This is a genomic window from uncultured Bradyrhizobium sp. (genome assembly GCF_964252615.1).
In the GTDB taxonomy this organism is placed as follows: Bacteria; Pseudomonadota; Alphaproteobacteria; order Rhizobiales; family Xanthobacteraceae; genus Bradyrhizobium.
Genome location: NZ_CAXUNQ010000078.1, coordinates 1 through 15777, shown reverse-complemented (window position 1 = coordinate 15777; position 15777 = coordinate 1). Strand labels below are relative to the sequence as shown.

The 15777-nt window shown below is 62.7% G+C and carries 18 protein-coding genes; 5 read left to right on the top strand and 13 right to left on the bottom strand.

Features of this window, described 5'->3' with window-relative positions; all coding sequences use genetic code 11:
- Window positions 1-550, top strand: a 550-nt coding sequence (locus ACFE72_RS23250; RefSeq protein ID WP_375415483.1) for an ABC transporter ATP-binding protein, incomplete at its 5' end; no start/stop codon positions are given.
- Window positions 551-677: 127 nt separating this feature from the next.
- Here ACFE72_RS23250 and ACFE72_RS23245 read toward each other — a convergent pair.
- The 9 genes from ACFE72_RS23245 to ACFE72_RS23205 form a co-directional block, all read right to left on the bottom strand.
- The gene (locus ACFE72_RS23245; RefSeq protein WP_375415482.1) at window positions 678-1826 is read right to left on the bottom strand and encodes an ABC transporter substrate-binding protein; all 1149 of its coding nucleotides are present in this window, start codon (window positions 1824-1826) and stop codon (window positions 678-680) included.
- A 75-nt stretch (window positions 1827-1901) separates the two neighbouring features.
- Window positions 1902-2321 carry an acyl-CoA thioesterase gene (locus ACFE72_RS23240; protein ID WP_375415481.1) on the bottom strand — a complete coding sequence of 140 codons (420 nt, stop codon included), beginning with the start codon at window positions 2319-2321 and terminating at the stop codon, window positions 1902-1904.
- 16 nt (window positions 2322-2337) lie between these two features.
- Window positions 2338-3099 (bottom strand): 3-hydroxyacyl-CoA dehydrogenase, encoded by a 762-nt coding sequence (locus ACFE72_RS23235; protein ID WP_375415480.1) that lies wholly within the window; start codon window positions 3097-3099, stop codon window positions 2338-2340.
- Window positions 3100-3119: 20 nt separating this feature from the next.
- The gene (locus ACFE72_RS23230; RefSeq protein WP_375415479.1) at window positions 3120-5015 is read right to left on the bottom strand and encodes a feruloyl-CoA synthase; all 1896 of its coding nucleotides are present in this window, start codon (window positions 5013-5015) and stop codon (window positions 3120-3122) included.
- A 1-nt stretch (window position 5016) separates the two neighbouring features.
- Window positions 5017-5817: a crotonase/enoyl-CoA hydratase family protein gene (locus tag ACFE72_RS23225; protein WP_375415478.1), complete on the bottom strand. Its 801-nt coding sequence runs from the start codon at window positions 5815-5817 to the stop codon at window positions 5017-5019.
- 168 nt (window positions 5818-5985) lie between these two features.
- Window positions 5986-6447: a DUF3237 domain-containing protein gene (locus tag ACFE72_RS23220; RefSeq protein WP_375415477.1), complete on the bottom strand. Its 462-nt coding sequence runs from the start codon at window positions 6445-6447 to the stop codon at window positions 5986-5988.
- 123 nt (window positions 6448-6570) lie between these two features.
- Complete coding sequence (locus tag ACFE72_RS23215; RefSeq protein ID WP_375415476.1) at window positions 6571-7875, bottom strand: TRAP transporter large permease; 1305 nt, start codon at window positions 7873-7875, stop codon at window positions 6571-6573.
- Between the two features lie 4 nt (window positions 7876-7879).
- Entirely contained in the window at window positions 7880-8374 is a 495-nt protein-coding gene (locus tag ACFE72_RS23210) for a TRAP transporter small permease (RefSeq protein WP_375415484.1), read from the bottom strand.
- 222 nt (window positions 8375-8596) lie between these two features.
- On the bottom strand, window positions 8597-9607 hold the full coding sequence (locus tag ACFE72_RS23205; protein ID WP_375415475.1) for a TRAP transporter substrate-binding protein: 1011 nt from the start codon (window positions 9605-9607) through the stop codon (window positions 8597-8599).
- 127 nt (window positions 9608-9734) lie between these two features.
- On the opposite strand from ACFE72_RS23205, the gene pobA reads away from it, so the two are divergent.
- The 4 genes from pobA (at window position 9735) to ACFE72_RS23185 (ending at window position 12659) form a co-directional block, all read left to right on the top strand.
- On the top strand, window positions 9735-10904 hold the full coding sequence (gene pobA / locus ACFE72_RS23200) for a 4-hydroxybenzoate 3-monooxygenase (RefSeq protein ID WP_375415474.1): 1170 nt from the start codon (window positions 9735-9737) through the stop codon (window positions 10902-10904).
- A 190-nt stretch (window positions 10905-11094) separates the two neighbouring features.
- The gene (locus ACFE72_RS23195; protein ID WP_375415473.1) at window positions 11095-11511 is read left to right on the top strand and encodes a PaaI family thioesterase; all 417 of its coding nucleotides are present in this window, start codon (window positions 11095-11097) and stop codon (window positions 11509-11511) included.
- Window positions 11512-11696: 185 nt separating this feature from the next.
- Complete coding sequence (locus ACFE72_RS23190) at window positions 11697-12326, top strand: pyridoxamine 5'-phosphate oxidase family protein (protein WP_375415472.1); 630 nt, start codon at window positions 11697-11699, stop codon at window positions 12324-12326.
- A gap of 18 nt (window positions 12327-12344) precedes the next feature.
- Window positions 12345-12659 carry a YkgJ family cysteine cluster protein gene (locus ACFE72_RS23185; RefSeq protein WP_375415471.1) on the top strand — a complete coding sequence of 105 codons (315 nt, stop codon included), beginning with the start codon at window positions 12345-12347 and terminating at the stop codon, window positions 12657-12659.
- 1 nt (window position 12660) lies between these two features.
- On the opposite strand, the gene ACFE72_RS23180 is transcribed toward ACFE72_RS23185, so the two are convergent.
- The 4 genes from ACFE72_RS23180 to ACFE72_RS23165 all read right to left on the bottom strand — a co-directional run bounded on the left by ACFE72_RS23180 (window position 12661) and on the right by ACFE72_RS23165 (window position 15459).
- The gene (locus tag ACFE72_RS23180) at window positions 12661-13068 is read right to left on the bottom strand and encodes a hypothetical protein (protein WP_375415470.1); all 408 of its coding nucleotides are present in this window, start codon (window positions 13066-13068) and stop codon (window positions 12661-12663) included.
- Window positions 13069-13191: 123 nt separating this feature from the next.
- Window positions 13192-13542 (bottom strand): DUF3307 domain-containing protein, encoded by a 351-nt coding sequence (locus ACFE72_RS23175; RefSeq protein WP_375415469.1) that lies wholly within the window; start codon window positions 13540-13542, stop codon window positions 13192-13194.
- Between the two features lie 357 nt (window positions 13543-13899).
- Window positions 13900-14772: a DUF6537 domain-containing protein gene (locus ACFE72_RS23170; protein WP_375415468.1), complete on the bottom strand. Its 873-nt coding sequence runs from the start codon at window positions 14770-14772 to the stop codon at window positions 13900-13902.
- A gap of 18 nt (window positions 14773-14790) precedes the next feature.
- Window positions 14791-15459: a Crp/Fnr family transcriptional regulator gene (locus ACFE72_RS23165; RefSeq protein ID WP_375415467.1), complete on the bottom strand. Its 669-nt coding sequence runs from the start codon at window positions 15457-15459 to the stop codon at window positions 14791-14793.
- Window positions 15460-15777 lie beyond the last annotated feature (318 nt).

The window sequence follows — 15777 nt, the reverse complement described above, 5'->3', positions numbered from 1 at the left end:
CTTCGCCGGCGAAGACATATTGCGGGTGGAGATCGAGGATCGTGTCGCTGCGGGACTGGCGCTGGTGCCCGAGCATCGCGAGTTGTTCGGCACCATGAGCGTCGAGGACAATCTGGAGCTTGGTGCGTTCCGGACCGCGAAGGCGGTTGCGGCGCGATCATTCGAGCGGGTCTACACGCTGTTTCCCCGGCTGAAGGAGCGGCGCAGGCAGTTGGCCGGAACGCTGTCCGGCGGCGAGCAGCAGATGCTGGCGATGGGCCGCGCGCTGATGGGCGCGCCGCGGCTGCTGATGCTTGACGAGCCGAGCCTCGGCTTGGCGCCGATCATCGTCGCCGATATTTTCCGCACCATCGGCGAGCTGCGCGCCGCCGGCGTCTCGGTGCTGCTGGTCGAACAGAACGCGCAGGCCGCCTTGCAAATCGCCGACCGCGCCTATGTGATGGAGCTCGGCGAATTCATCCTGAACGGGCCGGCCGCCGACATCGCGGGCAATCAGCGCGTGGTCGCGAGCTATCTCGGCTTTCAGCATGAGGGGAAGAGCGGGATTTAGGGGTGGCCACATCCTTGGCGTCCTCACCGGGCTTGTCCCGGCCATCCACGTCTTGCTTTTAGTGGTGCCAAGAGGCGGATGGCCGGGACAAGCCCGGCCATGACGAATTGTGACAGATGCTTCGACTCTACTGCGCGGGGGTGTATTTCCCGTCCTTCACCGTCAGGATGATGCGGGCGCGGTCGTCGAGGCCGTAGCGATCCTTTTCGGTGAAGTTGTAGACGCCCTGGCTCGCCGCCAGTTCCTTCTCGGTGATCAAGGCCTGGCGGATCGCTTCGCGGAATTCCGGGGTTCCGGGCTTCGCCGTCTTCAATGCTGCCGGCACGACGCGTTCGAGGATCTTGAACGCATCGTAGGAATGGCCCGCGAACTGGCTGCGGCTGTTGGCGCCGTACTTGGCTTCGTAGGCGGTGTTGAGCGCAAGGCCGGGCTTCTTGGTGAGCGCGCTGTCGGGCTGGCCTTCCGGATTCATCACCGGACCGGACGCCATGATGACGCCCTCGGCGGCGGGACCCGCAATGCGGATGAAGTCCATGCTGGCGGCGCCGTGGTTGTGGTAGATCAGTCCCTTGTAGCCGCGCGCGCGCAGTTCGGTCTGCGGCAAAGCCGCCGCCGTGCCTGACCCGCCGACCAGGATGGCGTCCGGATTGGCGGCGATCAGCTTCAGCACCTGCCCGGTGACCGATGTATCCGGGCGCGCATAGCGCTCCTCATCGACGATCGTGATGCCCAGCGGCACGCCCTGGGTCTTGAGATCGTTGAACCAGAGGTCGCCGTAGGAATCGGAATAACCGATATAGCCGACGGTCTTGATGTTGTGCGCCTTCATGTGCTCGTACAGACCCTTGCCCATCAGCGGCACCGGCTGCGGCATCGCCACCGACCATTTGGCGCGCTCCGGCGTAATCGGGAACGGCGCCAGGCTGAGATGCGGAATGCCGGCTTCATTGGCCACGGTGGAGACTGCGACCGTCGGCGGCGTGGTCGACGACCCCATGATGACGTCAGCCTTGGATTCGGTGACGAAACGGCGGGCGTTGGTGGTCGCGGCCGTTGGATCGCCGCCGTCATCGAGCACGATCACCTTCAGCGGCACGCCGCCGATTTCTTTTGCGACGAAGTCCAGCGCGTTGCGTTCGGGAATGCCGAGCGCCGCCGCCGGGCCTGTGGTGGTGACGGTGATGCCGATGACGATTTCATTTGATTGCGCCATCGCCGGCGCTTCCGGCAGCGCCAGCGCCGCCAGGGCCATGGCCGATAAAAATAGCTTCTTCATTCATTCCTCCCGTTGGTGTTGTTGTTGTCCTAGTCGAATTGCGCCGCCGGATCATCCCTTCTTTAGGTTATGCCGTCAGCCCCGATTGAATTTAGCGATGATCTCCTCCGGCACCGGCGCGGATTTCAGCTTGCCGGGATCGTCCGGATGGCGGCCGACCAGCACGCGGGTTTCGAAGGCCTCGATGGCCAGCGTCTCGCCCTTGAACACGTTGTGGACCACGTCGAAGCTTGAGCGCCGCCAGGCCTCGACCCGGCTTTCGATTCGGATCCAGTCGCCGTGGGTCGACGCGATGTGGAATCTCGCCCGCGTATCCACCATCGGAATGCCGACCAGGCCATACTTCCTGACGATGTCCTGCTTGGAGAAGCCGGCAGCCTCGAACATGATCGAAGTTGAGTCATCGAACATCTCGAAGTAGCGCGGGTAATACACGATGTTGGCGGGGTCGCAGTCGCCCCACTGGATCTGCACATCGCGGCGGTGGACGAACATCGATGCCGGCCTTACCCTATTTCGGAGCCATGCGCAGCGAGGCGTCGAGCCGCACGACTTCGCCGTTGAGGTAGGGATTGTCGATCATGTGCAGCGCCAGCGAGGCATATTCGTCCGGTGAGCCCAACCGATGCGGAAACGGAATGGCGGAGGCAAGGCTGTCCTGTGCCGCCTGCGGCAACGCGCCGAGCAACGGCGTCAGGAACAGTCCGGGTGCGATGGTCAGTACCCGGATGCCGAATTGCGCCAGTTCACGCGCAATCGGCAGCGTCATGCCGACGATGCCGCCCTTGGATGCCGAATAAGCCGCCTGTCCGATCTGTCCGTCATAGGCCGCAACCGACGCCGTGGAAATGATGACGCCGCGCTCGCCGCCATCGAGCGGCTCGAGCTTCGTCATTTCCGCCGCCGCAAGCCGCAGCATGTTGAACGAGCCGATCAGGTTGACCCGGATCACGCGGTCGAAATCGGCCAGCCCATGCGGCCCCTCGCGGCCGACGACGCGCTTGGCGACGCCGATACCGGCGCAGTTCACCAGCACGCGCGCCGGCCCATGCGCCTTGGACGCCGCAATCACGGCCGCTTCGCCGGATGCCGCATCGGCGACGTCGCAGGTCACCGCGACTCCACCGATCTCCTTGGCCAGTTCCTCGGCCAGCTTGGCATTGAGGTCGCACACGGCGACCTTCGCGCCTTGCGCGGCGAGTTTTCGCGCGGTGGCGGCGCCCAGTCCGGACGCCCCTCCGGTGACGATGGCGGCCTGGTCTTTTAGTTGCATGGTTTCCTCCGAATGATTTTCTACTTGAGCGAGATGACGCGTGGATCCGGTGACGGCGCGTAGAGCGCGTCGATCAGACCGGTCCGATGCTCCAGCACTGCGCGCTGGTTGATCGAACCCTTGTCGGTGACTTCGCCCTTGTCGATCGACAGCGGCGTATCGAGCAGAATCGCGCGGGCAATCCGTGTCGACGAACCGGTGGCAGCGGCGGCGAGTTTTTTCAGTCGGTCGGCGAACGCCCGGCGGATGGTCGGATCCGACGCGGCTGCCGCGAGATCACCCGCGGCCAGGGCCGGATTAACGACGCGGCAGCCATCGAGATCGAGAATGACCAGCGCCGACAATTCGTCGCGGTTGATGCCTGCGATCACCGCGTCGCGCACCAGCGGCGCGCAGGCCGCGACAAAACGCGCCCGCAGCGGCCCGACGCTGACCCAGGTGCCGCTGCCGAGCTTGAAGTCTTCGGATATCCGGCCGTCGAAATCAAAACCCCGGTCGAAGTCCTGCGGATCGACCGGCTTCAGCGCGTCGCCGAATTTGTAAAAGCCTTCTTCGTCAAACGCGGCGGCGGTGAGTTCCGGCTGGCGCCAATAGCCGGGCGTGACGTTCGGGCCCTTGGCGCGAACTTCGAGCTTGCCGTTGTTCGGAATCAGTTTGGCGTCGTTGCCCGACACCGGCAGGCCGACATGGCCGGAGCGGCTGGTGGCGGGAATGACCGACATGAAGAACGGCGAAGTTTCGGTGGCGCCGAGCCCCGTCAGCATCGGGACCCGAAAGCCGGTTTCCCGCACCGCCAACTCGTCGAGGCCGTCCCAGACATAGGGCGCCAGCGCGGCGCCCGAGAAGAACATCGCGTGCAGCCGGCTGAAGAATTTCTGCCGCAGTATGGGGTCATCGCGCAGATAGGGCAGCAGCGATTCGTAACCCTTCGGCACGTTGAAATATACCGTCGGTGAAATCTCGCGCAGATTACGCACGGTTTCCTCGATACCGCCGGGCATCGGCTTGCCCTCGTCGAGATACATCGAGCCGCCGTTGAACAGCGTCAGCCCGATATTATGATTGCCGCCAAAGGTGTGGTTCCACGGCAGCCAGTCGACGATCACGGGCGGCTCGTCCTTGAGGAACGCCAGTGTCTCGCGCAGCATGACCTGATTGGCGCAGATCATGCGCTGGGTGTTGATGACGGCCTTCGGATTGCCGGTCGAGCCCGAGGTGAGCAGGAACTTTGCAATCGTGTCGGGTCCGATGGCGTCGTGCGCGGCGTCGAGGCGCGGATGCTCAGGGGTCGCCAGCAGCGCGGAGAGCCGGGTGACGTTGCGGCCCGGCACCTCGCCGCGCGAAACAACGATCTCGCTTGCCGCCGGAATGTTGGCGCGCAGCGCATCCGCGAATGCCGCGGCGTCGGCGGCAAACACCAGGCCCGGCGTCAGCAGCTTCATCAGAAAAGCAAGCTTGCCGTAATCCTTCGAGATCAGTGAATAGGCCGGCGATACCGGGCAGAACGGAATGCCGGCATGGAGCGCGCCGAATGCCATCAGCGCGTGATCGATGGAGTTGCCTGAAAGAATCACAATCGGTCGGCCGGCGGACAGATCGCGCGCCAGCAATGCCGAGGCGATGCGGCGGGTCGAGGCCAGCAATTGCGCATAGGTGATGCTCCGCCAGCCGCCGCCGTCACGCTCGGCCATGAAGATGCGATCCGGCGCTGCGCCTGCCCAATGATGCAGGCGATCGGTGATACGCACGGGATAGTCGCCAAGCGCGATTTTTGGGCGCAGATAGATGGTGCCGTCGCCGCGGCGCTCGATGCTGACCGCGGGATTGCCGAACGAAATCGCGCGCAGTGGATGAGCGTTCGCGGGCGGCGGCGCGCCGCCATTTCCAGCCGGCATCATGTTCGGCGTCGCGCTCATGTCAGACAGGCTTTACCTTGGCGGTCTTGCGGTCGAGGAAATCGCGAATCCGGCGTTTTGCTTCCTTGTCGCTCTGCGCCACCGTCGCCATCAGCGACTCCATCAGCAGTCCGGTTTGCGGATTGGCTTCCGCAATCATCGGCAGCGCCTGCAGCACCGCGAAATTCGTCAGCGGTGCGTTCGCCGCGACACGTTCGGCCAGTTCAACCGCCTTGGATAAGGCGTGGCCTTGTTCGGTCAGGTATTGCGAGAAACCATACGCCGCGCCCTCGGTCGCCGAATAGACCCGACCCGTGAGCATCATATCGGTCATCCGCGCCACCCCGATCAGCCGCGGCAGCCGCACCGAACCGCCGCCGCCGACAAAGATGCCGCGCTGGCCTTCCGGCAGCGCATAATATGCTGACAGTTCCGCCACGCGAATATGCGCGGCGCAGGCGAGCTCCAGCCCGCCGCCGATTACCGCGCCCTTCAGCGCCGCAATCACCGGCACGCGGCTGTATTGAATGCGGTCGAATACCCGATGCCACATCTGCGAATGGATCAGGCCGGCGGTAGCGTCCTGCTCAGTCAGTTCCGACAGATCGAGACCGGAGGAAAAATGATCGCCGACCCCATGGATCACCACTGCGCCGATGTTTTCGGGAAGACCGGCGAAGCACTCCTGGATCGCCAGGATAATGCCGTCGTTCAGCGCATTGCGCTTGGCCGGACGGTTGAGGCCGACGGTCAGCACCGAGCCGGTGTGCTCGATGGCGAGCAGCGCGGAGCCGGCGGTTGCGGCGGAAGCGGCGTTTCCCATGGCGGTTATTGGTTCCTAGTAAGAATAGTTATGTTCTATAACGAATTCGGAAGGAGTCAATAAGGGTCTCATATTCGCCGCGCAGAGCCTCGACCATACCAAACGCCGGAGTTTGTACGGCCCCGCTTGGCAAGGGCTGCGCGCTGCGCTGCATCCGGGCGCCAAATCTCACAGCACCTGATGCACCTCGAGCTCGACGCGGTCGGGATGACGGGCGCCGACCCCGATGAACAGGTGCTCCATCAGCCAGCGATAGTTTTCGCTGCCGGTTTCAAAGCGCGGCACCGAGCGGAAATAGATCTGCCCGGGATCGACCGTCTCCCCGCGCGCGATGCGGTCGAGTGCTTCTTTCGGTCCGAAGCGGACGCCGATATTTTCGATGTAGACGACGGCGCCGTCGTCCAGCTCGAAGGCGTATTTCGCTTCCAGCTCGGTAAAGCCGCTGGGGCGGATGACCTGGAAGTCGGCGCCGCAGGGAAAGATCATGCCGTGCATGCCCGGCCCGCGCACCTCGCCGCCGAGAATCGGAATGACCCGGCGCGTGCCATACCCGAGATCGCCGACGACAATGGGCGTGCCGACCTTGATGGCGAGGCTGAAGACGTATCTGGTTTGCAGAGAGGGCGGCATAGTTGATTCCTTTATCCCGTCGTTCCAGGATGCGCCGCTTGGCGCAGGCCCGGAATCCATAATCCCCAATCGTGGTGATGGATTCCAGGCCCGCTTTCTTCGGTCGCACCCCGGAATGACGGGTCAGCCAATCATCCGCTGCGGCAGCCAGGTCGCCAGCAGCGGAAACAGAATCAGCATCAAGAGCCGGATCAGGTCGGTCACTACGAAGGGCAGCACGCCGACAAAGATCGTCGACATGTTGACGTCCTTGATCACGCTCTTGATGACAAAGACGTTCATTCCGACCGGCGGATGGATCAGCCCGAGTTCCACGGTCATGACGATGATGATGCCGAACCAGATCGGATCGAAACCGAGCGCGGTCACCACCGGAAACACGATCGGCACGGTGAGGATCACCATCGCCATCGCGTCCATCAGGCAGCCCAGCACCAGATACATCAACAGAATCAGCGCCAGCACGCCGTAGGGACCGATGCCCAGCCCGGTGAGGAACGCGGTGATATTCTGCGGCGTCTGGGTGATGGTGAGGAAATAGCCGAAACACAGCGCGCCGATCAGCACGGTGAATACCGCCGCCGCGGTGCGCGTCGCTTGCAGCAGCGATTGCAGGATGCCGGCCCTGTTCAGCTTGCCGCGCAGCACGCCGATGATGAAAGCGCCGACCGCGCCGACCGCGCCGGCCTCGGTCGGGATGAAGAACCCGCCATAGAGCCCGCCGATCACGAAGACGAACAGCAAAAGCGGCGACCACACGTCGCGTAGCGCCAGCAGGCGGTCGTGCCATGAGCTGCGCGGTCCCGCCGGCAGAAACCCCGGTCTGGCGAAGCCGATGATCCCGATGGTGATCATGTGCATCATGATCGCCAGCAGGCCGGGGACGATGCCGGCGATGAACAGCTTGCCGATGTCCTGCTGGGTGATGATGCCATACACCGCCAGCACCGTGGACGGCGGCAGCATGGCGCCCAGAGTGCCGCCGACCGCGATCACGCCGGTGGCGAAGGATTGCGGATAACCGAAACGCCGCATTTCCGGATAGGCTACCGCCGAGAATGTCGCGGCGGTCGCGACCGACGATCCCGAAATCGCGGCAAAGCCGCCGCAGGCGGCGATGGTGGCGATGCCCAGTCCGCCGCGCCAATGGCCGGCAAAAGTGTTGGCGGCGCGGAACAGTTCGCGGCTGATGCCGGACACCGACACGAATGCCCCCATCAGCAAAAACATCGGGATCACGCCGAAGGAATAATCCGTCACCGTGCGCATGGTGGTCTGCCCCACCAGTTTCAGCGCCGGCGCGAGCCCGGTGAGATACCCAAAACCGGTGATGCCGACGAGGCCCATCGCCATGCCGACCGGCACCCGCAGCAGCATCAGCGCGAACAGGCTGACGAAGCCGATCAGAGCGACGGCCTCGTTGCTCACCGGCCTACTCCGCGATCTTGATTTTAGGATCGTGCATCAGATCCGGATGGAAGATCAGCCGCCAGGTGCGGATCGCGATCAAAAGCACCGCCGAGACATCGCCGATCCACGACACCAGGAAGAACGGCCAGACCGGCACCTGCAGATCCATGGTCACAATGTGACTGGCGCGGGTGTCGGCCACCTTGTCGAACAGCGTGTAGGTTTGCACCGTAACCACGAACAGCAGCACCAGGGTGGCGAACACGTCGATCCAGCGCTGGTGTTTCGGCGTCGCATTGGCCCAGACCAGATCGACGGTGATGTGGGTGCCGCGATAGCTGGTGGCGGCGATGCCCCAGAAAATCAGGATGCCGAGCAGGAACTGGCCGAAATTGTAATAGTCGGGAATCGTGATGGAGAAGAACTTGCGCATGAACACCGCCAGGAAAGTGTTGAGCGCGACGACGCCGACGAAGAATGCCGCAATCCATTCAATGGAGTCGATGAAGCGGTCCATGACTCCGGAAGATTTGGCGTTCCTGCGCGGCGGCTGCGGGCCGACGATGCCGCCGTCAGGGGTGATTTCCGGGGTGGTCATTGATGGCTCGCACCAGTATTTCCGTCATGGCCGGGCTCGTCCCGGCCATCCACGGCTTCCTTCCATCAGCACAGTAAAGACGTGGATGCCCGGGACAAGCCCGGGCATGACGATCTTAAACGACGCTGGAGTGAGTGCCCCTTAAATCCCAGCCTCGAACTTCTTCAGCGTCGCCTGCAGGTCGGCGTCGATGGCGGCGGCGTCGCCCCCGGCCTTCTTCACCGCTTCGGCCCAGCTGTCGCGCAGCGGTTTGACGGCCTTCTTCCATTCGCCGAGTTGCTCGGCGGTCAGGGGATAGACCTCGTGGTCGGGCAAGGCCTTCATCTTGATGCGGCCGTTGGCCTCGAATTCGGTCCAGGGATCGGTGACTTTGGAGGCCCATTCCGGGGTGCAGTGATCGTCGATGATCTTCTTCTGCGCGGTCGACAGCGAATTATACTTGTCGAGGTTCATGTTGTAGGTGAACACCGTCGAATACAGCGGCACGTCCATATGGTACTTCACGACCTTGTCGATGCCGAACAGGAAAATCGATCCCCAGGGAAAGGTGATCTCATCAGCCACGCCGCGCTCGATGGCGTCGCGCGCTTCCGGCGCCGAGGCCTGTACGTTGGTGCCGCCGAACATCTTCACCATTTCGCCGATGGTCGATTGGGCGGGACGCACCTTCACCCCCGTGAGGTCGCCGGGCACCACGATCTTCTTCTTGCCATGCAGCGCGCCGGGATCGTGGATAAAGGCGAAACACAGCTTGGTGTCCTTCATCTCCCTCGGCGCGTATTTGTGATACCACTCGTTCAGCGCCAGCGTGCCCTTCTTGCCGTCCGAGAATACGAACGGAAGCTGGCCTGCGGCCGCGATCGGGAATCTGCCCGGCTGATAGCCGGGATTGACATAGGTAATGTCGGCGATGCCGTCGCGCGCCATGTCGTAATGGTCGAACGCCTTGCCGAGCTGTTCGGAAGGAAATACCGACATCTTGATGGTGCCGGCCGAGGCCTTTTCGATATCCTCGGCCCACGCCTTGGTGGCCGGCACCAGTGGATGCGCCGGCGGCACCCACAGCGACACTTTCATGTTGACGGTCTTGTCCTGCGCGATCGCAGGCGTCACACTAGCCGCCAGCAGCAACGCCAAAAACGCTTTCCTCATCGGCATCTTTCTCCCTCATGGCATCGGCCGTTGATCGGCCCTTTGCGGATATTGTTATAGGATAGAATTATCATTGCAAGCCGGCGTCGGCTGCGGCATGCAGCCTGCAATAATCGGGGGAAGCAATTTGCGGACAAAAGTCGCAATCATCGGCGCGGGGCCGGCGGGACTGCTGCTCGGGCAACTGCTGCATGCTTACGGCATCGACAACGTCATCGTGGAACGCCAGACGCCGGACTATGTGCTCGGCCGCATCCGCGCCGGGCTGCTTGAAGAGGGAACGGTCGCTCTGCTCGACGCGGCAGGCGCCGGCGCGCGCGCGCGCCACGAGGGCTTGGTCCACCATGGCGTCGAACTGGCCTTTGGCGGCGCGCGGCATCGCATCGACATGCACGCCGCGACTGGCAAGACCGTCATGATCTACGGCCAGACCGAGGTGACGCGCGACCTGATGAAAGCCCGCGCCGATGCCGGCCTGGCCACGGTCTACCAGGCCGCCGACGTCACGCCGCATGATTTCGGGTCGGTCGCGCCCCGCGTGAGTTACGTCAAGGACGATATCACGCATGAGATCGCCTGCGATTTCATTGCCGGCTGTGACGGTTTTCACGGCGTCAGCCGCTCGCGCGTGCCGGCATCCGCAATCCAGACTTTTGAACGGGTCTATCCGTTCGGCTGGCTCGGCATCTTGTCGGAAACCCCGCCGGTGTCGCACGAATTGATCTACACCAATCACGAACGCGGATTTGCGCTATGCACGATGCGGTCGATGCACCGCAGCCGCCATTACCTGCAGTGCCCGCTCGACGATCACGTCGACCAGTGGCCCGATGACAAATTCTGGGACGAGTTGAAGCGGCGGCTCGACCGGAAGGCCGTGGACCACCTGGTTACCGGCCCCTCGATCGAAAAAAGCATTGCTCCGTTACGCAGCTTTGTCGCCGAACCGATGCGGTTCGGCCGGATGTTCCTGGCCGGCGACGCCGCGCATATCGTGCCGCCGACCGGCGCCAAGGGATTGAATCTTGCCGCCAGCGACGTGCATTATCTCTCGCAGGCGCTGCGCGAATTCTACACCGAAAAATCCGCCGCCGGTATCGATGCCTATTCGGCGATGGCGCTGGCGCGGGTCTGGAAGGCGGTACGGTTTTCGTGGTGGATGACCTCGATGCTGCACAAATTCCCCGACACCGGCGAATTTGGTGCACGGATTCAACTGGCGGAACTGGATTATCTGGTGAGTTCGAAGGCCGCGGCCACGTCACTGTCGGAGAATTATGTCGGGTTGCCGTTTTGACAACTTGTAGATGGGTGACGAAGCGATATCCATCATTGCCCACATCCATTGTGATGGGTTGGCTGCGCCCGACTCGTCCTGCGGCACTGCGTCCTGCACGCGAGGCCGATAATTCCTGTTTTAAACTTTGTTGCTCTGGTTTTTGCAGCACGATCGCGTTCAATGGCGGCTCAACCGAGGTTGATCCGCCATGACCGGTCAAATCATTCCCGAAGGTTTTGAGCGCCAGTCCCGCGGCAGTCCGCTGACCGACCCATGGGAGCCGATCTACCAGAGGCAGACGCCCGACGCGATTATTCTGGGGCTGTGGCTGGCAAAACCGCACACCAATGCGCGCGGTTTCGTCCATGGCGGGCTGATTGCCGCACTGACCGACAAGGCGATGGGACATAGCTGCGGCCACCAATTGCGCGGCGCGGTTTCGCTGGTGACGGTCGGAATGGCCATCGATTTCATCAGCAGCGCACAGATAGGGCAATGGCTCACGGTGGAAACCGACGTGATCAAGACCGGCAGCACGATCTGCTTTGCGCAATGTCTTGTAAAAGCCGATGGCGCCACCATCGCCCGCGCCAACGCAACGTTTCGGGTGGTGAAGAAGCAATAACTCCTTCATTTCGGGACGCCAAGCGCGAACCCGGAATTCCGGATGCCCGGTCCGCCAGGAGGCAAATCCGGATAACGGCCGATCGCAATGAAGTGTCAATTTTCGGGATTGTTCAGGTTTAGAACGCGGCTATCTTCGGCAATGATGACAAGTTTCGCTCGCCGAGCCGATGCAGGAGGTCTGCGATGTCGGACAGCCACACCTACCCCAGCGACGTCGCGTTCACGCCCGCGGTGAAAGCCGTTCAGGCCCGCAAGGGCTCGCGCGATGCCTACGCGCATGTCGAGCGGACCCGGAGCTGGCGCACTGAGATCGACGAAAGCCTCCGCGCATTCCTCGCCGGCAGCAACAGCCTTTATCTCGCCACCGCCAGCGCCGACGGCCAGCCCTACATCCAGCATCGCGGCGGACCCAGGGGATTCATCCGGATTCTGGACAAGACGACGATTGCCTTCGCCGATTACAGCGGCAACCGCCAATACATCACGCAGGGCAATCTTACCGAAAACCCGAAAGCCCAGCTTTTCGTGATGGATTATGCGCATCGCCGCCGCGTCAAGATCTGGGGCGAGGCGCGCGTGGTCGATGACGATCCGGCGCTGCTGACGTCGCTGATGCCGGCTGGCTACAAAGCTCGTCCCGAGCAGGTGATCCTGTTTATGGTTTCCGCATGGGATACCAACTGCCCGCAGCACATCCCGCAGAAATTCGACGCCGTTGATGTCGCCGCGGCGTTGTCGTCACGGGACGCGCGGATTGCGGAACTGGAAACCGAGCTTGCAACATTGAAAAGCCCGGTATCGGCAGCAATCTGATCGCGCTAAACCACTGCAATGGAGATCGTCGCCAACGACAGCACCAGCCCCTGCCAGGCTTGCGGCGCCTGTTGCGCTTATTCGCGCAATTGGCCGCGGTTCACCACCGAGGACGACGCGGCGCTCAATCTGATCCCGGAAAAGTTCGTCAACGACAAGCTGTCCGGCATGCGCTGCGACGGCGATCGCTGTTCCGCGCTGTCAGGGAAAATCGGCGTGAAGACCGCGTGCGGGATTTATGCGATGCGGCCGGAAGTTTGCCGGACCTGCATGCCCGGCGATCCCGAATGTGCAATGGCGCGGCGCCGGCATGGGTTGCCGGCGCTGACGTGAACTACGCCGTAATCGCCTCCGCAAAATCTTCGTCATCCAACTCGTCGTCGATCGGCACGAAGGTGCTGAGCGGTTTGGTCGAGAGCGTGACCGGCTTGCGGTGGCCGTAGGACGCGGACGGCATCATGCGCGCCGCCGGAGCTTCGCGCGACAGTGCATACAGCGCGGAACCGACGCGGCCGCCCAGTTGTATCAGATCGCGTTCGGTGCAGCTTGCGGCAATCGACAGCGCCAGCGAGTGCAGATGGCTTCGCTTGTAACAGAACAGCGCCAGCATGGCCCGCACATCGGCGGAGACGCTGTCCACCAGTTGCGGCAGGCCGTTCTCGTTCGCGCGGTACATGGCGCCGAGCAGATCGTCCCGGACCGGGCAGAAATCGTTCTCAAAAGCTTCGCGGCTGGAAAACATTGCAAATCTCCCCAAGCCGCAGAATGCAACGCAATTTGCTAACGAAGGGTTAACCACGGCGCCGGCCTGTGCTTGAACAATTGCCGCGAATCGGAACCGCACGCATTCTCCGGATGAACCGGATCAGCCGTTAGCCGCCATGAAGATCGACAGCCCGAAGCCGGTGAGATGGTGCAGCGCCTGATCGATGCCGATCAGCCACCAGAACCACTGATGCTCCGGCGTCACGTCGAAGCTGGAAACGCAAAGTCCCTTGCCGCGATCGACCATGAGGTGGATCGCGAAATCGATGACGGCGACAAACCAGAATCGCGGCGCGATAATCAGGATCAGCAGCAGCGCCACCCCAAGGTGCATCAGACAGTGCGTCAGCAGCGGCAGCGCCCATCCGGTCTTCTGGTCCTTGCCGAGCGCCATCCAGGAATTCTGCAGGAAGAAATCCGCGACGACATGCTTGAAGGTGAGGACGAGCATCCATCCCACCAGCGGACCCACGACAACCGATGACGACATTGCGGGGAACGACAAGCTGACGCCCTTCTAAATCTGATAAAGACCGTGACACTGCAATTCAGGCGTTTAGCGAGCAATTCGGCTGCTGTTTTTCCCATTTATGCCATCTCCCGCGCCGCATTGCACCAGTGGGAACTTTAAAAACACCGGGTGTGACAATCGGCGATCAACCCGATGGTCGATCTCGCCGCGCCGCCATTGCATCCAAGGGCCGGAGAAATGATTGGAGCGACTGCAGAATTACGAAGGCTGGGCCCGGCTCTGCGGCGCACCTCCATAGCGCGTCCAAAATGCGCGTAAACGCGTGCATGGCGAAAGCTACGCGCTGCACTGCGTCCTGGGAACGACGGCGGCTCTGATCTCCGCGATCTTGCGCCTCAGCGCGGCCTGGCGGGGGTCGGGCATTGCGGCGGCGCGCGCTTGCTTGATCGCACCGGCAAGATCCGGCAGCGCGAGCGCGCCGTCGAAGGTCGGTTTTGCCAGGCCGTCGATAATCAGGTGCCAGTCGGCGAGACCCTGGCGATAGGCATCGCCATAACCCTGTATCATGGTAGCGGTGCGCACGATCTCGGCGGCGGCCGCCGGCTGCTTGGTCAGGCAGCGGTCGATCATATGCAGCCAGCGTTCGACCCAGATCCGCTCGGTGCCGTAGCGCACCGACAACAACCGCCAGCGCCGCAAGCCCGCCTCGATCTTCAGCCGGCGCAGGCCGAACCGGCCTGCGGTGCTGAAGCGGATCGAAACCGGGCGGTGCAGCCATCCCCGCCATTCGAGCACGCCGAGTACGGACTCGGCGATCGCGGCGGGCAACACTCCGACGAGCTCGTCCCAGCGAAATTTTTTTATCTCATTCGCGTTGTGCGCGTTTGCCTGGGTGCCGGCCTCGAACGCGGCCAGTTTCGTCTGTGCGATCCGGATCGGATCGTCGTAGCTCATGCGCAACGCCATCAGCCGCGCCATTTCTCCGAACAGGGCATCGTCGACGCCGCGGCGGCCGACGAACCGCGTGAGGCGATCGACATAGAGCTGGGCGTAGCTGGGCCCCTGATAGTCGATCAGCCGCTCGATGCTGGCGCTGACGATCGGCGCCGCCGCGTCGGGCAGGCCGCGGGGCAGGAATGGCGACGCGCCGCCGTCGTCGCCGATGAAATCGGCGAGCAGATAGCGGATCGAGGACCAGACGCCTGCCACCTCACGCGCTCCCAATTGCTACGCGGATCCCGGCGCGGCGGCGACCGGTGTTGCATGTTGCGCCAGCCGCTCCTCGAGCTTGCCGATGTTCTGGAACAGCCGGGCGCTGGCGAGACGCAGGAAGTAAAAGCCGAACGCCGGATTCTGCACGTAGAGCTCCTCGACCTGGGTGTAGGTCACGCTCAGGACCGTGCCGGCCTCGATGCATTCCAGCGTCTGGGTGCGCAAGTTCGACGGCGACAGCATGCCGAACTCGCCGACAATGGCGCCCACCGGCAATTCGATGCCGGATTCGACCAGACGGTAGCGGCCGCTGACGGTGTAGAACATGCTTTCGGCCTTCTCGTCCTTGTAAAACAGCACCTCGCCGGCGGCGCATTTGCGTTCGGTCATGAACGGCTTCAGCCACTCCAGCGACAAGTCGCTGCTGACCGACTTTTTCACGTCGCGCACCAGCTGCAGCATCTGGTGCAGCCGGTAGATGTTGAGCGGCAGCAGCACCGCGTGCAGCGCCAGCGTCGGATAATTGTGGGTCGGGATCGAGGAGCCGATCAGAACGATATTGGTCAGGATGGCGAACAACCGCAGCGGGATCATGGTCCGCATCGACAGGGTTGCGACCAGGAAGATCGATGCAAAAAAACTGCTGGCGGTTCCGGCGTGTTCTGCGAGATGAGACGTATCCATTGGGAGCCAACCGATTTTCCAGAGTGAATGTTTTGCGACAAATCCCGACGACGCGCCACGCAGCGATGCATGCAGCCCAAATTATAAAGTCCCCCGGCAATGTTTGATATAGGGCCGCCGTGTCCCGGACGCGGTGCGGCATGTCCGCCGTCATGGCCGGGCTTGACCCTACTGGACGCACACATCTCATCGTCATGGCCGGGCGTGACCCATATGCACCCATCTCGGCCGTCATTGCCGGGCTTGACCCGGCAATCCATCCGCTTCGAAACGACTCTTGCGAAGATGGATGGATGCGCGGGTCAAGCCCGCGCATGA